The organism is Allobosea sp. GW822-FHT03F07 (assembly GCF_058801345.1).
In genome coordinates this window covers 94,622-116,730 of sequence record NZ_JBXAND010000007.1, presented here as the reverse complement: position 1 = coordinate 116,730, position 22,109 = coordinate 94,622, and the positions used below count along the sequence as shown (strand labels likewise).

Here is a 22,109-nt window from a genome sequence, read left to right as displayed (position 1 = left end):
CCGCCTGCCCTTCCTGCGGGAGGGGGCATCGCCCTCTCTCCACATCTCGACGATCATCTTCTCCTATCGTGGATCAAGTCATGCGTTTCACCATCAAGGCTAAACTGGCCGCTGCCTTCGGAGTCGTCATCGTCCTGTCGACGGTCGCTGGTGCGTTGTCGTACCAGCAGCTGTCCAACATGACGGAAACCCAGGGCACTCTGATCCGCTGGAGCAACCGGCTCGACCTGATCGGCGACATCCGCACCTTCTTCAACCGCTCGATCCGGGCCGAGAAGAACGCGGTGATGGCGTCGGCCGACAAGGACATCGCCACCAACATCGAGACCGCCACCAATGCGCGCGCCGAGGCCCTGAAGCTTCGCGACCGGCTCCAGGCCAATGCGGACGAGGCCGGCAAGCGCCGCTGGGACGCGATGGCGCCGAAGATCGCGCGCTTTATCTCGGTTCAGGACCAGGTCCTCGGATTTGCCAAGCAGAACTCCAGCGCCCGCGCCTTCGAGCTCTGGACCAACGAGACGAACGCCCGCATCGCCAACATCACGGCCACGACGAATGCGATGCTCGCCGACCTCGTCAAGCCGGGCTCCTCGCCGGCGGCGCTCGCTGCCGCCTATGAATTCCAGAACGCCCGCCTCGAATGGCTGCGCCTGACCCGCACCGCGACCCAGCTCTTCGGCGCCACGACCGCCGAGGACGTCCAGCGTCTGAGCAAGGCGACGATGGACCAGATCCAGACCGTGCGTGCCGCGCTCGCCAAGGCCGCCGGTCCGATTGCCGAAGCGGGCACTTCGACCGAGAGGACGCTTGCGGCCTTCTCGAGCGCGCTGGAATCGATCACCAAGGTCGCGCAGATCGCGGCGGAGGCCGGTTCGATTCGCGCCGCCAACCTGTCGATGGGTGAAGGCACCGTTGCCACTTCCGAGATGATGGCCCTGCTCGACGAATATACCGACTACATCAAGGGCGCGGCCGCCGAGGCGGCTAAGGAAGCTGCGGATAGCGCCGCCTTCGCCCGCAACCTGCTGATCTCGATCGTCCTCGGCACGCTGCTGATCGCCATCGCAGCCGCTACCTGGATCGCGCTCAACATCAGCCGCGGCCTGTCGAGCGCGGTCGGCCTCGCCAACGCGGTCGCCATCGGCGATCTCAGCCAGACCATCGCCGTCAAGAGCAATGACGAGATCGGCGATCTCGTGACCTCGCTCAACACCATGACGGCCAACCTCAACGCCACCGCCACCGTCGCCGATGCGATCGCCAATGGCGACCTGACCGTCGAGGCCAAGCGCCTCTCGGACAAGGACACGCTGGGCATCTCGCTGGAGAACATGCTGGAGAAGCTGCGTACCATCGTCACCCAGGCGATCCAGGCTGCGGAGAACGTCTCGTCGGGTTCGCAGGAGTTGTCGGCGAGCGCGGAGCAGTTGTCGCAGGGCTCGACCGAGCAGGCCTCGTCGACGGAGGAAGCCTCGTCCTCGATGGAGGAGATGGCGGCGAATGTGAAGCAGAACGCCGAGAACGCGGCGACGACCGAGAAGATGGCGGGCCAGTCGGCCAAGGACGCCGAGGCCTCGGGCGTTGCGGTCGGCAAGGCGGTCGACGCGATGCAGACGATCGCGGCGAAGATCAACATCGTCCAGGAGATCGCCCGCCAGACCGATCTGCTGGCGCTCAACGCGGCGGTGGAAGCGGCCCGTGCGGGCGAGCACGGCAAGGGCTTCGCGGTGGTGGCCTCCGAGGTGCGCAAGCTCGCCGAGCGCAGCCAGGCGGCGGCGGCCGAGATCGGCACGCTTTCGACCGACACGGTGAAGGTCGCGCAGGAGGCCGGTGCGATGCTGGCGAAGCTGGTGCCGGACATCAAGAAGACCGCCGAACTGGTCGAGGAGATCACGGCGGCCTGCCGCGAGCAGGATGTCGGCTCGACCCAGATCAACCAGGCGATCCAGCAGCTCGACAAGGTCACCCAGCAGAACGCCGCGGCCTCCGAGCAGGTCTCGGCCACCTCCGAGGAACTCGCCGCCCAGGCTGAGCAGTTGCAGTCCACCATCGCCTTCTTCCGTCTCGACGATCGTGCCGGTCATCAGCCGGCGGCCCAGCCGATCGTCGTCGACAAGGCGGTCAAGCAGCTCCGCGGCAAGGCGGCCAGCATGGCCGCGGCGATCCAGCCAAAGAAGGCGCCGGCCCGCCCCGCCAAGAAGGTCGCCAATGGCGGCTTCGCCTTCGACATGGATGGCGGCGAGGACCAGGACGACGCCGCCTTCCACCGCAACTGACCGGGCGCCCGGTTCCGCGAGGAGCGGGGCCGGGCTGCTTCGGTCCAGGCAGCGGCCTGCCCCTTTTCACCGCGAGGTCACCATGGCTGATACCGCCCAATATCTGACGCTCGGCATCGACCAGGAGCTGTTCGGCATCGATATCCGCAATGTCCGGGAAATCCTCGACATGCGGCCGATCTCGAAGCTGCCGCATGCGCCGAATTTCCTGCTCGGCATGATCGATGTCCGCGGCGCGGGCTACCCGATCGTCGATCTGCGCACCAAGCTCGGGCTGCCCCGCGCCGAGCCGACCGACGCCACCCGGATCATCATCCTAGACGTGCCCGTCAAGGGACGCACGCTGGGCGTCGGCTTCGTCGCCGACCGCGTCTTCGAGGTGACCGGTCTCGACGACGACCACACCGAGGCGGCCCCCGATGTCGGCGGCCGCTGGCAGTCGAACTACATCGCCGGCATCGGGCGCAAGGGCGAGGCCTTCATCGTGGTGTTCGACCTCGAACGCCTCATGGAGTCCGGCGATCTGCCGGCGCTGGCTGCTGTCGCTCCGGAAAAGGCCGCCTGACCCCATGAAGCCGTCTGCTTCCGAGATCCTCGATCATCTCACCGACAAGCATTTCAATGCGATCGCCAACGTCATCGAGTCGCGCGTCGGCATCAAGCTGCCGCAGACCAAGCGGACCATGGTCGAAGGCCGCCTGCGCAAGCGCGTGCGGGTGCTCGGCCTGTCGGGGCTTCACGCCTATGGAGCGCATCTGTTCGAGCGCGGCGGGCTCGACGACGAGCTCATCCACCTGATCGACTGCGTCACCACGAACAAGACCGACTTCTTCCGCGAGCCGAGCCATTTCGAGTTCCTGCGCGACATCGCCGTGCCACAGCTGACGCAGCGCCATGGCGGGCGTCCGCCGAACCTGAAGGTCTGGAGCGCTGCCGCCTCGACCGGGGCGGAGGCCTATACCGCCGCGATGGTCCTGCAGGATCTGGTCACCGCCGGCAAAGTCGCGCGCTTCTCGATCCTGGGCACGGACATCTCGACCGAGGTGCTCAAGGAGGCGCGTTCGGCGATCTACCCGCGCGCCTTCGTGGCGCCGGTGCCCTCGCCGATGCAGCAGCGCTATCTGATGCGCTCGAAGGATCCGCGCGACGACGTCGTCAGGGTCACCCCCGAACTCCGCCGCCAGGTTCATTTCGAGCGGCTGAACCTGATGGACGAGAGCTACCCCTTCGACCGCGACGTCGACGTGATCTTCTGCCGCAATGTGCTGATCTATTTCGACCGGCCGACGCAGCAGGCGGTGCTGTCGCGCCTCGCCTCGCATTTGCGTCCAGGCGGCTATCTGATGCTCGGCCATTCGGAATCGATGGCAGGGAGTGGCATCGACGAATTGCGTTCCGTCGTGCCCACCATCTACCAGGCGGGCGGGCGCGTCAGCGGGAGGTCGGCAGCATGAGCCGCAAGCCCATCCGAGTCCTCATCGTCGACGACTCCGCCTCGGTGCGTCAGGTCCTCAGTTCGATCCTCGGTGAGGACCCCGGCATCGAGGTCATGGGCACGGCGGCGGACGCCTTCGCCGCCGCCCGCCGCCTGCAGAACGAGCTGCCCGATGTCATGATCCTCGACATCGAGATGCCTGGCATGGACGGCCTGACCTTCCTGCGCAAGATCATGGCGCAGCGGCCTATTCCCGTCATTATCTGCTCGACCTTGACCGAGGCTGGATCGCGCGCCCTGTTCGATGCGCTGGAAGCCGGGGCCGTCGACGTCCTGCCCAAGCCGCGCATCGATACGCGCCTTGCGCTGATGGAGACGGCCGACCGGCTGCGCCATGCCGTCCGTGCCGCCTCGCAGGCGAGGCTGCGGCCGCGCGAGCCGCGCATGCAGGTCGAGAAGAAGCTGACGGCGGACGCGATCCTGCCGCCGCCGGTTCTCGGCCGCGTCCGGCATGCGACGGATCGGATCGTCTGCATCGGCATCTCGACCGGTGGCACCGAAACCCTGCGCGAGGTGCTCGAGCAATTGCCGGCAAACTGCCCCGGCATCGCCATCGTCCAGCATATGCCGGAGAAGTTCACGCTCGCCTTCGCGCGGCGGCTGAACGGCATCTGCGCGATGGAGATCAAGGAAGCCGAGGATGGCGACGAGGTTTCCACCGGGCGCGTCTTGATCGCGCCCGGCAATCGCCACATGCTGCTGCAGCGCGTCGGCCAGCAATATCGCATCGCGATCAAGGACGGGCCGCATGTCTCGCGTCACCGTCCCTCCGTCGACGTGCTGTTCCGGTCGGCCGCGCAATATGCCGGCGCCAATGCGCTCGGCATCATCATGACCGGCATGGGCGACGACGGCGCCCGCGGCCTGCTCGAGATGCGCAAGGCCGGCGCCCGCACTCTGGCGCAGGACGCCGAGAGCTGCGTCGTCTTCGGCATGCCGAAGGAGGCGATCGATCTTGGCGCGGCCGAACGGATCGTCAAGCTCTCGCGTGTACCGCAGGAGATCATGGCGTGGCCGCAGGCGACGACAGGGGCAGGGACGGGTGCAGGGGGCGAGAATGCGCGCGGCGTCTGAGATCGGTGGCGGTGGGGGCGGAATGGCGATGGACGGCAACGATCCGGCCTTGCCGAGACTGATCCAGGCGCTTGAAGGCAGCGCGCGCGAGATCGACGTCACCTTCGCCAGGGCCGGCAGCCAGCTCGGCGAGGGCTTGAGCCTATTTGAGGGCCTGAAGGACAAGCTTTCGACGCTTTCGGCGGAGCTCTCGGGCGATGAGATCGCCGAGGCGGGCCGCACCCTCTCCGGCCTCGCCGGCGAACTGCGCGCCATCAATGACGGCCTGCATGACGAGACCGGCGTGCTTCAGGAACTCGCCACGCACAGCAAGGACGCTTCGCAAGCCCTCGACCGTCTGCTCGAGCATATGCGGCTGATTACCATCCTGGCCCGCAGCGCCCGCATCGAGGCCGTCTCGGTTCAGGCCGCCGGCCGCGATTTCGGCGATTTCACCAGCGAGATCGTCGCCCTCACCACGCAGGCCCAGCGCACCATCCAGAACTGCGCCCGCGACCATGACCAGCTCAGCGCCTTGCTCGGCACGGCGCTGACGGCCCAGCGTGATTTCGAGGGGCGCTATAGCCAGGCGCTGTCGGCGCTCGCCGGCAGTCTCGAGCAGACCCTGGCCGAGGTCGCGCAGCGCCAGCAGCGCAGCGTCTCGCTGACCAGTGATGCGGCGCTGCATTCCGGCAAGATCGCCATGGCCGCCGGCGGCGCGATCATCGCCCTGCAATCGGGCGACAGCATCCGCCAGCGCCTGGAGCATGCGATCAAGGCCTTGCGTCTGCTCGGCGCTATCGCGGCGGGGGACGGGCCGGGTGCGGAACTCGATGCGCAGGAGCGAAGCGCCGCTACGCTGGTGTTGCGCCGGCTGCAGGCTGCCCAGCTCGACGAGAGCGCGCTGACGCTGTCGCAGGATGCGGACGCAATCGAATCTGCGCTTGCCCTGCTCGCGGGCGACACGGCAGGCCTGCTCGATTTGGTTCACTCGCTCTATCAGGGCGACGGCGGCAAGTCCGGCTCGTTTCTGGCCGAGCTGGAAGCGGAGCTGGCCCAGGCAGCCGATCTGCTCGCCAAATGCGATCGCGCGCGTTCCGGCGTCGACCGTGTCACCGACGCGCTCTCGACCGTTCTGGAAACCTGCCAGGAAACCGTCGCGGCTCTCGCCGACACGGTCTCCAGCATCGTGCTGATCGGCATGAATGCCGGCCTGCGGGCGGCACGGATCGGCACCGGCGGGCGCAGCCTCGTCGTCATCGCCCAGGAGCTGAAATTCGCGGCCGACCAGGTGGCCAGCGATGCCGCGGCGCTGACGCCGACCTTCGCCCAGATGCAGCAGACGTCGAGTGCGCTGAAGAGCGGTGGGCGTCTCGACGCGGCGCATTTCGCCGCGCTGGACAGCGCGATGCGCGACTCGCTGGCCGCCATGCGCCAGACCGGCGACCGCCTCGGCGTGACGCTGGGCCAGCTCAGCCGCGAGGGCGGCGGCTTCGGCGAGGTCGTCGCGCGGGCCCGCCTGTCCTTCTCCAATGCCGGCGCGATGAGCGATCTGATCGCATCGGGCGCGGTAGAACTCGCGCGTTCGGTTGCCGATCGGGAGATGCCGGAGCGGGCTGGCGTGGCCGAGCGCGTGCGCGGGCTGATCGATGCGCATGTCTGGCCCAGCTACACGATGGTGGGCGAGCGCAATATTCACCAGGCCGTCGTCGGGCTGCTCCTGCCGGATGGAGCGGGTGCCGCTGCGCCGGCCGTCGTCGTTCAGGCTGCGGATGACCTCGACGATATCCTGTTCTGAGCAGAGAAGGTCCTGTCAAGAATGCGCGCAATGCGAGCATGTGGGTTGAAATTCATCGAGTGAGTAGTGATTGAGCAGATGTCGGGCCGAAATTCGGTGTGTTTACGATAGACATAGACCGATCTTCGCCGTAATCCCGGTACAGTGTTCAACAGCAATGTCATTTTCTTCTCGCGATCGGAATGTCCCATGGCAGACAACAACGAAGAGCTTCTCGATCTGACCACCTCGATCGTTTCCGCTTATGTCGCCCGCAACAATGTCCCGCGTGCGGACCTCGCTGATCTGATCGCGAGCGTCCACGCTTCACTCGCGAAGCTTGGCGGCGAGCCCGAAGCACCGGCTGCGGCGCCGCTGGTTCCAGCAGTGTCGATCCGCAAGTCGGTCACGCCGGATGCGATCATCTGTCTCGAGGACGGCAAGGCCTTCAAGTCGTTGAAGCGCCACCTCAGCAGCAAATATGATCTGACGCCCGAACAGTACCGCACGAAATGGGGTCTGCCGGCCGATTATCCCATGGTCGCCCCGGCCTATGCCGAGGCGCGTTCGGCGCTGGCCAAGTCGATGGGTCTCGGCCGCAAGGCCGCCACGCCGGTCGTCCCGGCCAAGCCCAAGCGTGCGGCCCGCGCCAAGGCCTGACGCAGGTACGGCCTGACGCAAGTACGGCCCGACGAGCAGGATCTGAGAGACACGAAGCGCCCGGCTCCGGCCGGGCGCTTTTGCTTTGAGACGGACCTCCGCAGCCATTCCGGGACATCGCGCAGCGATGGGCCCGGAACCCAGAACCGATGCGGGCTCCAGAAAAGCTCTCCGGCGTCAGCGTCCCTGCGATGATCGGCATCGCTTCTGGCTCAGGCCTGCGGCCTGCCCCCGGGATGACGACGGCGGTTCCAGGCAGGCGTGTCGTCAGTGCGCTGCGAGCAGCTCTTTCCGCAGCATGCAGTGCACGCCCTTGTGCTGGTTCACCGTCTGGGTGACGCGCAGGTCGGCGGCCATCGAACACAGGCCATAGGCCTGCTCGCGGGTGATGCCGGTGCGCTCGACGACCAGCACGATCATGTCGCGAAGGGCCCTCTCGGCGCAGCGATCGAGATCCGGGTCCATGCCGCAGGTGATGACATGGGTCGGCGTCTCCGCGCGCGGATAGGTGAAGCGCAGATCCTTGCGCACGGTCAGCCGGAAGGTGCCTGACAGCGCCGTCTCGATGGCGGTGACGTTGACCTCGCCGTCACCCTGCACGCCATGGCCATCGCCGACCGAGAACAGCGCGCCAGGCACGAAGACCGGCAGGTAGAGCGTCGTGCCGGCGACCAGTTCCTTGTTGTCGAGATTGCCGCCGAAGGCGCGCGGGATGATCGAGGTGCAGCGACCCCATTCGAACGGCGGCGCCACGCCCATCACCCCGAAGAACGGCGCCAGCGGCAGTTCCAGCCCCCAGGGCATCGTCCCGACCATACGGGCGGAGTCGAGCGGGATGTTCATCAGGTGGAAGTTCGGGAAATCGTCCGGCAGCGTGCCGGCGAGCGGCCGGTTGAGGTTGTAGCCCCAGTCCTGCCTGAGCGAGATCTGCTCGATGTCAATCTGCAGTACGTCGCCGGGCCAGGCGCCTTCGACCGCGACGGCGCCGGTCAGGATGTGCGGCCCAAACGGCGGCCCCTTCTGCGCGGCGTGAATCGCATGCAGCTCAGGGGGAATATGGAAGCCCGCCGGCGGCAGCACCTCGGCCGTCCCGCTGACGGATTCGATCGTCACCGTCTCGCCGCTGGCGATCGTCAGGGCGGGTGGAACGCGGGCGTCGAAATAGCCCCAATGGCAGGTTTCGGGCGAGGCTTGCAGATGATGGGGCATAGGGGGCTCGTTTGCGCGCTCCGGGGCCGGTATGGTCTCAGGATGGGCTGCGGGTCCTTGGCCTGTCGAGTGCAAATTTGCGCGGCCCGTCGCCGGACCGGCGCGCTTCTTGCTGCCATGCGCCTTGAAGTGGGGCTTTGCTTCCGGCATCTCCAAGCCAGCTCGTCCGACGGAGACACCAGCTTGCGCCAGATCACAGCCGGACACGCCTTCGACGCGCGCAGGAGCCTGTCGGACGTAACGCTCACGCTCGACGACGGGCGCATCGCCGGCATCGCGCCGTCCGCTGACGCGCCACAGGACGACGTCGTCGTGCTGCCCGCCCTCGTCAACGCGCATGACCATGCCCGTCCGATCCGCACGAGCTCGGTCGGAGGCTTCGGCAAGCCGCTTGAACTCTGGCTGCACCGGCTGGCGCTGTTTGCCCCCGTCGATCCCTATCTCGCGACGCTGGCCCCGCTCGGCCGCGCCGCGCTCGGTGGGCAGGGCGCGGTGATGATTCACCATGTCAGGCCGTTCGGTTTGACCGACCTACCGACCGAGGCCATGGCCATGGCGCGCGCCGCGCGCGATGTCGGCGTGCGCATCGCCTTCGGCGTCGGCATGCGCGACCAGAACCCGCTGCTCTATGGCGATCACGGCCCCGTCCTCGATGCGCTGGATCCCGTCACCCGCGCCGAGATCGAGAGCCGCTATCTCGCGCCGATGCTGCCCATCGCCGAGCAGATCGCCCGCGTCGATGCGGTCGCCGATGCGATCGCCGGCCCGATGGTCGATGTCCAATATGCCCCGAACGGCCCGCAATGGGGTTCGGACGCGCTCTGGCAGGCGGTCGCCGAGGCCTCGGCCCGGACCGGCCGGCGCGTCACCACCCATCTCTTCGAGACGAAATACCAGCGCGAATGGGCGGACCGGACCTATCCGGACGGGCTGGTCAAGCGCTGGAAGGAGATCGGCCTGCTCTCGCCGCGCCTGACGCTTGCCCATTGCGTCTGGGCGCGACCGGACGAGCTGGAGATGATCGCCGAGGCCGGCTGCGTGATAGCCAGCAACACCTCCTCGAACCTCGCGCTGCGGTCCGGCCTCGCGCCCGTGGCCGAGATGCACCGGCGCGGCTGCAAGGTCGCGCTCGGCGTCGACGGTCAGGCCTTCGACGAGGACGACGACGCTTTGCGCGAGCTGCGCCTGCTCTGGTCGCTACATGGAGGCTGGGGCTTCGACGTCGAACTCGCGCCCCGCGACGTGCTCGCCATGGCGCTGGAGAACGGCCGCATTGCGCTCGGCGCCCCAGCGGGCGGTCAGGTTGCGGAAGGGCAGGCAGCCGACCTCCTGATTCTCGATCGGGCCGCGCTCGACGAGGACGCGCTGATGCCGGTCGACCCGCTCGATCTGCTGTTCGCGCGCGCCAGCCGCCGCCACATCCGCGAACTGATCGTCGCTGGCCGCAGCATCGTCAGCCATGGCCGCGTGCAGGGCGTCGATCTCGACGCCGCCCATGACGAACTGCGCGGCATCTATCGCTCCGGCATCGGCGAGCGCGCTGGCCTCGCCGCCGCGCTGCCGCCATTGGAGGCGGCGGTGCGACAGCATTACCTCTCGCGCCTCGGCTGCTGCTAAATTCAGCCGGGCTCGCCGGCGCGGGCCAGTCCGTTCAGGAAGACGTCGATGCATCGCCGCGCATGGGCGAAGCGGTTCTCGCGCGTCAGCAACTGGTCGCCCGGGTAACGCTTCACCAGCACGGCAAAGATCATATCCATCAGCATCCGCGAGGCCGCCTCGGGCGGGAAGGGCCGTAGCGCGCCACGCTCCTGCTGCCGGGCGAGCCAGTCGGCGAGCAGCCGCCGTGCGGGCTCCGCCCCCTCGAGCGTGATCGCCTCGCCGATCTCCGGGAAACGGTCCGCATCGGCGGTGGCGAGCCGGATGAAGGCCAGTCGCTCGCGATTCTCAGCCTCGCCGATGTCGAGATGGAAGATCGCGGCCAGTGCCTCGGCCGGGGGCAAATCGTCATCTGGCCGCGGCAGTGCCAGCATCGTTCGGCGATGATCCGCGACCATGGCGCCGAACAGGTCCGTCTTGGCCGGGAAGAGGCGGTAGAGCGTCTTCTTCGAGACGCCGCAGCGCGCCGCCACCGCATCCATCGTCGTGCCTCCATAGCCGACATCGAGGAACAGCTCGCGCGCGATCGCGATGATGCGCCGGCGCTCCTCCTGGTCGGATCGCTGCTTCGGTCGCCCGCGGACGCGCGGCAGCGTCGCCGCCGCCGCTTCAGTCTGATTGTCGATCATCGCCAGTCACCCCTGGAAACATAATGGCGTTTGACAGCGGCAGAAATCAAGAGATAAGAAACTCGATAGTTTCCTAATGGGGCAGCCAATGCCGATCATACCAGCAGACACGACACAGCGCCTTCTCCTGACGGGAGGCGCCCTGCTCGGCGTGGCTCTGGCTGGCTGCAACAGCGAAAAGGCGGCGGCGCCCCCGCCACAGCAGCAGGCGCAGGTCAGCGTCGTGGTGCTGCGTCCGCAATCGGTCGCGATCAGCGCCGAATTGCCGGGCCGTGTCTCGGCCAGCCTCGTCGCCGAGGTGCGCCCGCAGGTCGGCGGCCTCGTCAAGTCGCGCCTGTTCCGCGAGGGCAGCGAGGTCAAGGCCGGCGACCTGCTCTACGAGATCGATCCGGCGCCCTATCAGGCGGCGCTCGACAGTGCCGTCGCCGCACTGGCCAAGGCCGAGGCGGCGGTGCCCAGCGCCCAGGCCAAGGTCGATCGCTATCGCGACCTGATCCGCCAGAACGCCATCAGCAAGCAGGACAACGACGACGCCAACGCCGCCCTCGCGCAGGCGCTGGCCGATGTCGCTTCCGCCAAGGCGAGCCTCGAGACGGCGCGGATCAACCTTGGCTTCACCAAGGTCACCGCGCCGATCGGCGGCCGGGTCGACCGCTCGACGCTGACGCCGGGCGCGCTGGTGACGGCCAGCCAGACCACGGCGCTGACCACGATCCGCCAGCTCCAACCGATCAATGTCGACGTCATCCAGTCCAGCACCAACCTGCTGAAGTTCCGCAGCGCCGTTTCGGAAGGGCGGCTGAAGCTGACGGGCCCCAATGTCGCGGTCAGGCTGAAGCTCGACACCGGGGCGGAATACGCCCAGTCCGGCAAGCTCGAATTCGCCGAGGCCAATGTCGACGAGACCACCGGCACCTTCACGGTCAGGGCCGAGTTCCCCAATCCCGAGCGGCTGCTGCTGCCCGGCATGTTCGTGCGCGCCGTGGTTCAGGAAGGCGTCGCCGAGAACAGCTTCCTGCTGCCGCAGCGTGCAGTCGGTCGCAACACGAAGGGTGAGGCGACCGCCAAATTCGTAGGCGCTGACGGCAAGGTCGAGGAGCGCGTGATGGCGACCTCGCGCAATGTCGGCAACAACTGGCTGGTCGAGCGAGGGATCAAGGACGGCGACCGCGTCATCGTCGAGGGCGCTCAGCTCGTGCGCGCAGGCCAGACCGTCACCGGCAACGAGGTCACGATCGACGAGGCCAGCGGCGAGCTCAAGGCCGCCAACCGGCAGGCCGCGTCGTCCCCCGGGCAGGCCCCTGGCCAGACCGTAAAGAACTGATCGCCATGTCGCGTTTTTTCATCGAGCGCCCGATCTTCGCCTGGGTCGTGGCCATCGTCATCATGCTGGCCGGCCTGCTCGCCTTGCGCACGCTGCCGGTCTCGCAATATCCGCAGATCGCCCCTACCACGGTCAGCGTCAGCGCGAGCTATCCGGGCGCGGACGCGCAGACGGTCGAGAACTCGGTGACCAAGGTCATCGAGCAGGGCATGACCGGCGTCGACAACCTGCAATACATGTCGGCGACCTCGACCTCCTCGGGCCAGGCGACGATCACGCTGACCTTCACCAGCGCCGCCGATCCCGACGTCGCGCAGATGCAGGTGCAGAACAAGCTGCAACTCGTCACCGCCCAGCTGCCGCAGACGGTGCAGAACACCGGCATCACCGTCGCCAAGGCCTCGAGCGGCTTCCTGATGGTCGCAGCCTTCGTCTCGCGCGACGGGCGGATGACCACCACCGACCTCGCCGATTATGTCGACTCGACGCTCAACGATACGCTGAAGCGCGTTGCGGGCGTCGGCTCGACCCAGCTCTTCGGCGCGGGCTACGCAATGCGGATCTGGCTCGACCCCGACAAGCTGCAGAAATACGCGCTGATGCCGAGCGACATCGTCACGGCGATCCAGGCGCAGAACGTCCAAGTCTCGGCCGGCCAGCTCGGCGGCCTGCCGCAGGCCAAGGGGCAGCAGCTCAACGCGACGGTGACCGCCGTCAGCCGCCTGCAGACCGTCGGCCAGTTCGAGAACATCATCCTCAAGAGCGGCTCGTCCGGCTCGATCGTCCGGCTGAACGACGTCGCCCGCGTCGAACTCGGCGCGAAGGATTACACGACCGCGACCCGCTACAACGGCGCGCCGGCGGCCGGCCTCGCGGTCAATCTCGCGACCGGCGCCAACGCGCTGAACACGGCGGCGGCGGTGAAGGGGACGATCGACCGCCTCAAGCCGACACTGCCCGAGGGCGTCGACGTGGTCTATCCCTTCGACACCACGCCCTTCGTGCAGGTCTCGATCGAGAAGGTCGTCCACACGCTGTTCGAGGCGATCATCCTCGTCTTCATCGTGATGTACGTCTTCCTGCAGAACCTCCGCGCGACCCTGATCCCGATGATCACAGTGCCCGTCGTGCTGCTCGGCACCTTCGGCGTGCTCGCGGTCGCCGGCTACTCCGTCAACACGCTGACGATGTTCGCGATGGTCCTCGCGATCGGCCTGCTCGTCGACGACGCCATCGTCGTCGTCGAGAATGTCGAGCGCGTGATGCAGGAGGAGAAACTCTCCCCCAAGGAGGCGACCATCAAGTCGATGGGCGAGATCACCGGCGCGCTGGTCGGCATCGCGACCGTGCTTTCGGCCGTGTTCGTGCCGATGGCCTTCTTCGGCGGCTCGGTCGGCATCATCTACCGGCAGTTCTCCATTACCATCGTCACGGCCATGGCGTTGTCTGTCGTCACGGCGTTGATCCTGACGCCGGCGCTCTGCGCGACGATGCTGAAGCCCGCTGGCGACCATGTGGCGCGAACCGGCCCCTTCGGCTGGTTCAACCGCGGCTTCGACCGGACGCTGAACGGCTATGCCGGCAGCGTCGCGGGCATGATCGCGCGGCCGATGCGGTTCATGCTGGTCTTTCTCCTGATCGGCGGCGGCATGGCCTATCTCTTCGCAAGGCTGCCGAGTTCCTTCCTGCCGGACGAGGACCAGGGCGTTCTCTTCACCATCGTGCAGTTGCCTGTCGGCGCGACGCAGGACCGGACTCTGGCCGTTTTGGATCAGGTTCGGCGGCATTACCAGGAACAGGAGAAGGACCTCGTCGAGGGCGTGCTCACCGTCACCGGTTTCAGCTTTAGCGGCTCGGGCCAGAATGTCGGCATCGCCTTCGTCCGCCTCAAGCCTTTCGAGGAGCGCGTCGGCAGGCAGGCTTCGGCGCAGGCCGTGGCGGGCCGCGCCATGGCCTCCTTCCGCGGCATCAAGGACGGAATGGTCTTCGCGCTCGCCCCGCCGGCGATCCAGGGCTTCGGCAACAGCGCGGGCTTCGAGTTCTACCTGCAGGACGTCGCCGGCGCGGGCCATGCCCGGCTGATGGAGGTGCGCAACCAGCTCCTCGGAATGGCGGCTCAGAGTCCCGTGCTCTCGGGCACACGCCCCAACGGCCAGGAGGACACGCCACAATTCGCCGTCGAGATCGACCAGGAGAAGGCCAGCGCGCTGACCCTGTCGCTGGGAGACATCAACACGACGCTCTCGACGGCCTGGGGCTCGGCCTATGTCAATGACTTCATCGACCGCGGCCGCGTGAAGACGGTCTATGTGCAGGCCGATGCGCCGTTCCGGATGCAGCCGGAGGATATCGGCCGCTGGTTCGTTCGCAATGGCGGCGGCGCGATGGTGCCCTTCTCGGCCTTCGCCTCGGGTCACTGGACGTTCGGTTCGCCGCGGCTCGAACGCTATAACGGCGCCTCCGCCGTCAACATCCAGGGCGCCGCCGCCGCCGGTGTCAGTTCGGGCGACGCGATGAACCAGATCGACGCGTTGGCGCAGAAGCTGCCGGCCGGCTTCAACCATGAATGGACGGGCCTGTCCTATCAGGAGCGGCTGTCGGGCAGCCAGGCGACGGCGCTCTACGCGCTTGCCATGCTGGTGGTCTTCCTTTGCCTGGCGGCGCTCTACGAGAGCTGGTCGATCCCCTTCGCGGTCATGCTGTCGGTCCCGATCGGCATCTTCGGCGCGCTCGCCGCCGCGACGCTCTTCGGCCAGACCAATGACGTCTATTTCAAGGTCGGGCTGCTGACGACGATCGGTCTCGCCGCCAAGAACGCGATCCTGATCGTCGAGTTCGCGATCGAGCAGGAGGCCGCCGGCAGGAACCTGGTCGAGGCGACGCTGGAAGCGGCGCGCCAGCGCCTGCGCCCGATCCTGATGACCTCCTTCGCCTTCATCCTCGGCGTGCTGCCGCTGGCGATCGCGACAGGCGCAGGCTCAGGCAGCCAGAACTCGATCGGCATCGGCGTGATGGGCGGCATGATCGCCGCAACCGTGCTCGGCGTGTTCTTCGTGCCGCTGCTCTATGTGCTCGTGGCGCGGACGGTCCGGCGTTGGCGCAAGACGCCGGACGCGACTCCCGCTGCGGCCCCGGTCGAGGCCCATTGAGAACATGATGCGGATGACGAAGTCAGCTCTCGCCAAGAACCTTGCGCTCGTGAACCTCGGCGCCGAGACCGCTGCCCGCCTGTCGCGCATGGCCGGCGTCAGTATCGTCGTGCTCGCGCTCGCCGGCTGCGCCGTCGGGCCGGACTATGCGGTCTCGGGACAACTCCTGCCGGCAAGCTGGGGCAATGCGCCGAAGACGAAGAAGCCGCTCGAGGCGCGCCAGCTTTCGCAATGGTGGAAGAAGCTCGGCGACGGCACCTTGAACGGCCTCGTCGAGGAGGCGGTGGCCGGCAATCTCGACGTCGCCTCGGCCAAGGCGCGCATCCGCGAGGCCCGCGCCAGCCGCCGCCAGGCGATCGGCGCGCTCCTGCCTCAACTCGACGGCTCGGGCTCCTTCACCCGCTCGCGTTCGAGCTCCAATTCGGTCGGCGGAACCGCGACCGAGACCGCCAACACGACCTACAACAACTATCAGGCCGGGCTGGATGCGAGCTGGGAACTCGATCTCTTTGGCGCGAACTACCGCTCGGTCGAGGCAGCGACCTACGGCGCCGACGCCGCCGACGAGGATCTGCGGGCGGTCCTGCTCACGCTGATCGGCGATGTCACCACCACCTATGTCGAGGCGCGCGGCTATCAGGCGCGGATCGCGCTGGCCAAGCGCACCGGCGTCTCGCAGCGCGAGACCGAGGGGCTGACGCGCACGCGGTTCAACGCCGGCACCGCCTCTGCCGTCGATGTCGCCAAGGCCTCGGCGCTCGCCAGCTCGACCGAGGCCGCCGTTCCGAGCCTCGAGGCGTCCTATGCGCAGAGCCTACATCAGCTCGGCATCCTGCTCGGGCAGCCGCCGGCCGCGCTCGCCCAGCGGCTCGCCCGCGGCGGGCCGATTCCGGCCGCGCGCAGCACGCCACCAGCGGGGATCCCGGCCGATGTCCTGCGCAACCGCCCCGATGTGCGGAAGGCCGAGCGACAACTCGCGCAGTCGACCGCGAAGATCGGCCAGGCGGAGGCTGCTCTCTACCCCTCGGTCAGTCTCACCGGCCAGATCGGCACCGCGGCGCTGAAATCCGGCGACCTCGCCAAGAATTCCTCGATCAGCTGGTCGTTCGGGCCGAGCCTGAGCGTGCCGATCTTCAACGGCGGCGAGTTGCGGGCGGCCGTCGAAGTGGCGCAGGCCCAGCGCGACCAGTCCGATTCCGCGCTTCGCCTGGCGGTTCTGACGGCGCTGCAGGATGTCGAGAACGCGCTGGTCAACCTCGCCAAGGAGCGCGTCCGCACCGGCAAGCTCTCCTCTTCCGCCGGCTCCTATCGCGAGGCGACGCGGCTCTCACGCTCGCTCTACCAGTCGGGCTCGGCGAGTTTTCTCGACGTGCTCGACGCCGAGCGCTCGCTCTACAGCGCCGAGGACACGCTGCTGCAGAGCCGCGTGCTGGCGACGAGCTATTTCGTCTCGCTCAACAAGGCGCTCGGCGGCGGCTGGGATAAGCCGGTCGACGTCGAGACGCCGCGCGTGGTCGATGCGAAGACCGGCCCGCATCTGCGCGCGGCGTATTAGCGTCCGAAGTCAGCCGCCCGAGGCGCCTCCCGCGATCACCGTCGGCTTGCCTTCGACGGGAAGGTCGAGAGCCTGCTGCAGGCTGTCGAGGCTGTACTCCCGGATTCGGCTGTTCGTCGGGTCGCTGACGAAGGCGCTCACGCCGATAACGGCGAGGTTGGGGGAGTTCGCCGCGCTGATGCGCAAGCACTGGTCGCAGATTTGGGGCGACCGCCGCCAGGAGCTCGTCTTCATCGGCACGGCGGAGATGGACGAGGCTGCGATCCGCGCGGCGCTCGATGCCTGCCTGACCGGCAGCCCTGCGACGAGCATGACACAGGGACTGCTCGCGCTAGAAGACCCGTTCCCGTCATGGGACAGGCAGGCCGCCTGACGACCCTGCTGCAATCGCGTCGCGGTCAGCCATCGCTTCGACCGCGGCCTTCACCTTCTCGACGAAGCCGAGCGCCAGCGTCGAACGCAGGCGTCCGGCGCCCCAGACGACGCCGACATCATAATGGATCGAGGGTCGGAAGCGCCGCGCGACGACGCCGCGGCCATGATACTCCGCCGCCGTGAACGGATCGACGATCGAAAGCCCGGCGCCGGCCGCGACGAGCGAACAGGCAATCATCGACAGCGGCGTCTCGACGCGCGACCGGCGGCTGATACGTGCTGCCGCGAAGACGGCGTCGGTATAGTAGCGCATCGGCGTCGACTGCTCGAGCAGCACGAAGGGGTCATCGGCGAAATCCTGCGGCTCCAGCACGGCCTTTCCGGCCAGTCGATGGCCTTCGGGCACGACCGCGAGGCCGGGAACCGGCGCCATCGCCTCGACCTCGATGTTCGGGAAGTCGAGCGGGGACTGGGCGAAGCCGACATCGCAGAATCCGCTGGCGACCCATTCCATCACCTGCGACGAGATGCTTCCGTAGATCGAGACTTCGAGACCCGGCTTCTCCTTCAGGAAGGCGCCGACGATGCGTGGCAGGAAGCCGACATTGAAGGTCGGCAGCGCCGCGATCCGGAGCCGGCCGGACTCGCCCTCGCGCAGTTTGCGGGCCGCACTCTCGATGCGGTCCAGCCCGACGAATTGCCGTTCGACCTCGCGGTATAACGAAAGCGCCTCGTTGGTGGGCACGAGCCTCGTTCCGCGCCGTTCGAACAGCGTCAGCCCGAGAGTGTACTGGAGATCGTGGATCAACCGCGTCACGGCCGGTTGGCTGATATGAAGCGCGCGGGCGGCCGAAGTGATGCCTCCGGTGACGATGACGGTGCGAAACGCTTCGATCTGTCGGGGGTTCAGCATGGTTTCCGGCTCGGGAAAACCAGACATAACATTCCCGCATGGCTTACGCGAATCATTCGATTTGACCAGTTCCAGCCTGTCGCAGAACCTTCATGGATCACTCGAAAACGAGGAGGGGATCCCGTGAAGATTGCCGTCACATTCGCTCTGGTCGCCAGCACAGCGCTCGCTGCGTCCGCCGCCACCGCCCAGCAGAAGACGATGTTCGTCGCCGGCTATGGTGGCTCCTACGAGCAGACCATGCGCAAGGAGGTCATTCCGGCCTTCGAGAAGCAGGCCAACGTCAAGATCGAATACGTCGCCGGCAACTCGACCGACACCCTCGCCAAGCTGCAGGCGCAGAAGGGCAACCAGCAGATCGACGTCGCCATCGTCGACGACGGCCCGGCCTATCAGGCTGTGGCGCTCGGCTTCTGCGGCACGCTCACCGACGGGCCCGTCTACAAGGACGTGGCGCCGGTGATGAAGTTCAAGTCCAACAAGGGCGTGGGCTTAGGCCTCGTCGGCACCGGCCTATTCTACAACAAGAAGGTCTTCGACGAGAACAAGTGGCCGGCCCCGACCTCCTGGAACGACCTCAAGTCCAAGACCTACGGCAAGAAGATCGTCACGCCACCGATCAACAACACCTACGGCCTGCATGCGCTGATCGCGTTCGCCCAGCTCGGCGGCGGCGGCGAGAACAATATCGAGCCGGGCTTCGAGGCCTTCAAGAAGGACATCAACCCGAACATCGTCGCCTATGAGCCCTCGCCGGCCAAGATGACGGAGCTGTTCCAGAACGGCCAGGCCGTGCTCGGCGTCTGGGGCTCGGGCCGCGTCAAGGCCTTCGCCGACACCGGCTTCCCGGTCGAGTTCGTCTACCCGAAGGAGGGCGGTTTCGCGCTCGGCGTCGCCGCCTGCCCGGTCGAGGGCTCGAAGAACGCGGCCGAGGCCAACGCCTTCATCCAGTTCATGCTCTCGCCCGCGATCCAGAAGGTGATGGCGACCGGCGCCGGCTTCGGCCCCGCCAACACGACCGTGACGCTGACGCCCGACGAGCAGAAGGGCCTGCCCTATGGCGAGGCGGTGAAGAACCTCAAGGCGGTCGACTGGGACATCGTCAACGCCAAGCGCGAGGAATGGACGAAGCGCTGGAACCGCGAGGTCGAGCGGTAAGACCTCGGTCGCTTTCCACGGGAACCTCTCGTCATCCCGGCCGTAGCGAAGCGGAGCCCCGGGATCCATCAAAGGGCGATGCGCTCCATGATGGATCCCGGGGCAAGCCCGGGATGACGGTCGCGTGTCGTCCGCTTGCACAAGAAGACCATTCGCCCATGTCCCATCTCGTTCTCGAAGGCCTCGGCAAGACCTATGGCAGCGCCGTCGCCGTCGACGGGCTCGACCTCGCCGTGGAGCGCGGCGAATTCGTCTCGCTGCTCGGCCCCTCCGGCTGCGGCAAGACCACGACGCTGCAGATGATCGCCGGCTTCGTCGCGATCGATCGCGGCCGCATCCTGCTCGACGGGCAGGACCTCGGCCACGTGCCGCCGAGCAAGCGCGGCCTCGGCATCGTCTTCCAGAGCTACGCGCTCTTCCCGCATATGACGGTCGCCGAGAACATCGCCTTCGGGCTCGAGATGCGCGGCATCGACAAGGCCGAGCGCGAGAAGCGCACGCTCGAAGCCATGGCGCTGGTCGGCCTCAAGGGCTTCTCCGACCGCTATCCCCGGCGCATGTCCGGCGGCCAGCAGCAGCGCGTCGCCCTGGCCCGTGCGCTCGTCATCAAGCCGGCGCTGCTCCTGCTCGACGAGCCGCTCTCCAATCTCGACGCCAAGCTGCGCGAGGAGATGCAAGGGGAACTGCGCCAGATCCAGCGCTCGGTCGGCACCACCACCATCCTCGTCACCCATGACCAGCACGAGGCGATGGCGCTCTCCGACCGCATCGTCCTGATGAACCACGGCCGCGTCGAGCAGATCGGCGCGCCGGATGCCGTCTATGGTGCGCCCTCGACCTCCTTCGTCGCGCATTTCCTCGGCAAGACCAATGTCCTGACCGCGAACGGAGACGGCGCCGGCGGAATCGCTATCGATTCGCTCGCGCTGCCTCTGGCGAAAGCACCGCGCGGCCCGATCCGTATCGCCGTGCGGCCGGAGCGGCTCGTCTTCGCCACGCCGGACAAGCCGGGCTTCGAGGCGAAGATCACCACGCGCGTCTTCCAGGGTGCGCATTGGCTGCTCGGCGCGCAGAGCGCGGCAGGCGCCCTCACCATCATCCGCAACAACGACGGAGCGGCGGTGCCGGCCGAAGGCGAGAGCGTGCGCCTCGCCTTCGCGGCGGGCGATGTCGCCATCCTGCCAGAGGAGGCGGCGCGATGACGTTCGCCGTCTCGCCGCGGGCGACACCCTACGCGCTGACCGGGCCGGCGCTCGCCGTCTTCCTCGGGCTCGTCATCATCCCGCTCGGCATGACCGTGCTGCTCTCCTTCTACGATTGGGGGCAGTACAAGGGCATCGTGCCGGAGTTCACGCTGAAGAACTGGTTCGAGATCGCGACGGATTCCTATTTCTTCGAGATCTTCATGCGGACCTTCCGCATCTCCGTGCTGGTGACGCTGGCGACGATCCTGATCGGCGTGCCCGAGGCCTATATCCTGAACCGGATGTCGCCGGCCTGGCGCAGCGCCTTCCTGCTCGTGGTCATCGGCCCGCTGCTGGTCTCGGTGGTGGCGCGGACGCTCGGCTGGGCCCTGCTGCTGGGCTCGACCGGGCTCGTCAACCAGGGACTGATCGCGCTCGGCCTGATCACCACGCCGCTCGAATTCATGTTCACCGAGACCGGCGTCGTCATCGCGCTCACCCATGTGCTGATCCCCTTCATGATCCTCGCCGTCTGGGCTTCGCTGCAGCGGCTCGACCCTCAGGTCGAGAACGCGGCCGCCTCGCTCGGCGCCGGTTCCCTCACGACCTGGCGCCGGGTCATCCTGCCGCAGATCGTGCCGGGCATCCTCTCGGGCTCGATCATCGTCTTCGCGCTGGCCGCCAGCGCCTTCGCCTCGCCGGCGATCATCGGCGGTCGCCGGCTCAAGGTCGCCTCGACGCTGGCCTATGACGAATTCCTGAACACCCTGAACTGGCCGCTCGGCGCTGCCGTCGCGACACTGCTTCTGGTCGCGCTGGTGCTGATCATCGTCGGTTCGAACCGGCTGGTCGAACGCCGCTACGCACAGGTGTTCGAATGAGGAGGTCGTTCGAATGAAGCGCAACGGCCCTCTCGCGCTGGTCTTCCACGCGCTCTTCATCATCTTCATGCTGGCGCCGCTGCTGATCGTCTGCATCGTCGCCTTCACGCCCGAGGGCTATCTCTCCCTTCCGACGCGCGGTCCGAGCCTGCGCTGGTTCAAGGCGATCTTCGACTACCCCGAGTTCATGCGGGCTTTCCGCGACTCGCTCTGGCTCGCGGCGCTGTCCTCGACCATCGCGATCACCCTCGCGGTGCCCGCCGCGCTCGCCATCGCGCGCCATCGCTTCCCCGGCCGCGAGGCGATGACGGCGTTGTTCATGTCGCCGCTGATGGTGCCGCATGTCGTGCTCGGCATCGCCTTCCTGCGCTTCTTCACGCAGATCGGCCTGTCCGGCACCTTCACCGGGCTGGTGCTCAGCCACGTCATCGTCATCCTGCCCTTTGCGCTCAGGCTCGTGCTGGCCTCCTCCTACGGCATCGACCAGCGCATCGAGCACGCGGCGACCTCGCTCGGAGCCGGAACGGCGACGGTCTTCCGCCGCGTGACGCTGCCGCTGATCCTGCCCGGCGTCGTCTCCGGCTGGCTCTTGGCGGCGATCAACTCCTTCGACGAGGTCACGATGACCGTGTTCATCGCCTCGCCGCAGACCACCACGCTTCCAGTCCGGATGTTCCTCTACATCCAGGACAATATCGACCCGCTGATCGCCGCGATCTCGGCCTGCCTGATCGCGCTGACCGCGGTGATGCTGTTCGCGCTCGACAGGCTGTTCGGGCTCGACCGGCTGTTCGTCGGAACCGGAAAAGGCTGAG

General features: G+C 67.3%; 19 protein-coding genes. 15 read left to right on the top strand and 4 right to left on the bottom strand.

Annotated features, from left to right (window positions below; translation table 11 throughout):
- Positions 1-80: 80 nt before the first annotated feature.
- The 6 genes from AC1RMY_RS19670 (at position 81) to AC1RMY_RS19645 (ending at position 7,261) form a co-directional block, all read left to right on the top strand.
- The gene (locus AC1RMY_RS19670; protein ID WP_492867376.1) at positions 81-2,276 is read left to right on the top strand and encodes a HAMP domain-containing methyl-accepting chemotaxis protein; all 2,196 of its coding nucleotides are present in this window, start codon (positions 81-83) and stop codon (positions 2,274-2,276) included.
- Positions 2,277-2,358: 82 nt separating this feature from the next.
- Positions 2,359-2,841 carry a chemotaxis protein CheW gene (locus AC1RMY_RS19665; RefSeq protein ID WP_492867375.1) on the top strand — a complete coding sequence of 161 codons (483 nt, stop codon included), beginning with the start codon at positions 2,359-2,361 and terminating at the stop codon, positions 2,839-2,841.
- A gap of 4 nt (positions 2,842-2,845) precedes the next feature.
- Positions 2,846-3,730 carry a CheR family methyltransferase gene (locus AC1RMY_RS19660; RefSeq protein WP_492867373.1) on the top strand — a complete coding sequence of 295 codons (885 nt, stop codon included), beginning with the start codon at positions 2,846-2,848 and terminating at the stop codon, positions 3,728-3,730.
- Entirely contained in the window at positions 3,727-4,845 is a 1,119-nt protein-coding gene (locus AC1RMY_RS19655; RefSeq protein WP_492867371.1) for a protein-glutamate methylesterase/protein-glutamine glutaminase, read from the top strand. The genes AC1RMY_RS19660 and AC1RMY_RS19655 overlap by 4 nt, the downstream gene beginning before the upstream one ends.
- The gene (locus tag AC1RMY_RS19650; protein WP_492867369.1) at positions 4,829-6,622 is read left to right on the top strand and encodes a coiled-coil domain-containing protein; all 1,794 of its coding nucleotides are present in this window, start codon (positions 4,829-4,831) and stop codon (positions 6,620-6,622) included. Before AC1RMY_RS19655 ends, AC1RMY_RS19650 begins: the two co-directional genes overlap by 17 nt.
- A gap of 189 nt (positions 6,623-6,811) precedes the next feature.
- Positions 6,812-7,261: a Ros/MucR family transcriptional regulator gene (locus AC1RMY_RS19645; RefSeq protein WP_492867367.1), complete on the top strand. Its 450-nt coding sequence runs from the start codon at positions 6,812-6,814 to the stop codon at positions 7,259-7,261.
- Positions 7,262-7,528: 267 nt separating this feature from the next.
- Here the strand turns inward: AC1RMY_RS19645 and AC1RMY_RS19640 are convergent, their stop codons facing one another.
- The gene (locus AC1RMY_RS19640) at positions 7,529-8,470 is read right to left on the bottom strand and encodes an acetamidase/formamidase family protein (RefSeq protein WP_492867366.1); all 942 of its coding nucleotides are present in this window, start codon (positions 8,468-8,470) and stop codon (positions 7,529-7,531) included.
- 183 nt (positions 8,471-8,653) lie between these two features.
- On the opposite strand from AC1RMY_RS19640, the gene AC1RMY_RS19635 reads away from it, so the two are divergent.
- Positions 8,654-10,087: an amidohydrolase family protein gene (locus AC1RMY_RS19635; protein ID WP_492867364.1), complete on the top strand. Its 1,434-nt coding sequence runs from the start codon at positions 8,654-8,656 to the stop codon at positions 10,085-10,087.
- 2 nt (positions 10,088-10,089) lie between these two features.
- Here the strand turns inward: AC1RMY_RS19635 and AC1RMY_RS19630 are convergent, their stop codons facing one another.
- Positions 10,090-10,755, bottom strand: coding sequence for a TetR/AcrR family transcriptional regulator (locus AC1RMY_RS19630; RefSeq protein ID WP_492867362.1), 666 nt, complete (start codon positions 10,753-10,755; stop codon positions 10,090-10,092).
- 88 nt (positions 10,756-10,843) lie between these two features.
- Between AC1RMY_RS19630 and AC1RMY_RS19625 the strand changes: the two genes are divergently transcribed.
- The 3 genes from AC1RMY_RS19625 to AC1RMY_RS19615 all read left to right on the top strand — a co-directional run bounded on the left by AC1RMY_RS19625 (position 10,844) and on the right by AC1RMY_RS19615 (position 16,783).
- Positions 10,844-12,079, top strand: coding sequence for an efflux RND transporter periplasmic adaptor subunit (locus tag AC1RMY_RS19625; RefSeq protein ID WP_492867361.1), 1,236 nt, complete (start codon positions 10,844-10,846; stop codon positions 12,077-12,079).
- A gap of 5 nt (positions 12,080-12,084) precedes the next feature.
- A complete protein-coding gene (locus AC1RMY_RS19620) occupies positions 12,085-15,228 on the top strand; it encodes an efflux RND transporter permease subunit (RefSeq protein WP_492867360.1) in 3,144 nt (1,047 codons plus the stop codon).
- Between the two features lie 88 nt (positions 15,229-15,316).
- The gene (locus AC1RMY_RS19615) at positions 15,317-16,783 is read left to right on the top strand and encodes an efflux transporter outer membrane subunit (protein WP_492867544.1); all 1,467 of its coding nucleotides are present in this window, start codon (positions 15,317-15,319) and stop codon (positions 16,781-16,783) included.
- Positions 16,784-16,792: 9 nt separating this feature from the next.
- Here the strand turns inward: AC1RMY_RS19615 and AC1RMY_RS19610 are convergent, their stop codons facing one another.
- Positions 16,793-16,969, bottom strand: a complete 177-nt coding sequence (locus tag AC1RMY_RS19610) for a hypothetical protein (protein WP_492867358.1) — start codon at positions 16,967-16,969, stop codon at positions 16,793-16,795.
- Here AC1RMY_RS19610 and AC1RMY_RS19605 point away from each other — a divergent pair.
- Positions 16,962-17,156 carry a GTP-binding protein gene (locus AC1RMY_RS19605; RefSeq protein ID WP_492867357.1) on the top strand — a complete coding sequence of 65 codons (195 nt, stop codon included), beginning with the start codon at positions 16,962-16,964 and terminating at the stop codon, positions 17,154-17,156. The two genes, AC1RMY_RS19610 and AC1RMY_RS19605, sit on opposite strands and share 8 nt — an antisense overlap.
- On the opposite strand, the gene AC1RMY_RS19600 is transcribed toward AC1RMY_RS19605, so the two are convergent.
- Entirely contained in the window at positions 17,133-18,071 is a 939-nt protein-coding gene (locus tag AC1RMY_RS19600; RefSeq protein WP_492867355.1) for a LysR substrate-binding domain-containing protein, read from the bottom strand. The two genes, AC1RMY_RS19605 and AC1RMY_RS19600, sit on opposite strands and share 24 nt — an antisense overlap.
- Positions 18,072-18,194: 123 nt before the next feature.
- On the opposite strand from AC1RMY_RS19600, the gene AC1RMY_RS19595 reads away from it, so the two are divergent.
- From AC1RMY_RS19595 to AC1RMY_RS19580, 4 genes are all read left to right on the top strand, one after another.
- Positions 18,195-19,229 (top strand): ABC transporter substrate-binding protein, encoded by a 1,035-nt coding sequence (locus tag AC1RMY_RS19595; RefSeq protein WP_492867353.1) that lies wholly within the window; start codon positions 18,195-18,197, stop codon positions 19,227-19,229.
- A gap of 158 nt (positions 19,230-19,387) precedes the next feature.
- Positions 19,388-20,431 (top strand): ABC transporter ATP-binding protein, encoded by a 1,044-nt coding sequence (locus AC1RMY_RS19590; RefSeq protein WP_492867351.1) that lies wholly within the window; start codon positions 19,388-19,390, stop codon positions 20,429-20,431.
- Positions 20,428-21,294, top strand: coding sequence for an ABC transporter permease (locus AC1RMY_RS19585; RefSeq protein WP_492867349.1), 867 nt, complete (start codon positions 20,428-20,430; stop codon positions 21,292-21,294). Before AC1RMY_RS19590 ends, AC1RMY_RS19585 begins: the two co-directional genes overlap by 4 nt.
- Positions 21,295-21,307: 13 nt before the next feature.
- Positions 21,308-22,108 carry an ABC transporter permease gene (locus tag AC1RMY_RS19580; RefSeq protein ID WP_492867348.1) on the top strand — a complete coding sequence of 267 codons (801 nt, stop codon included), beginning with the start codon at positions 21,308-21,310 and terminating at the stop codon, positions 22,106-22,108.
- The last annotated feature ends 1 nt before the right edge of the window (position 22,109 follow it).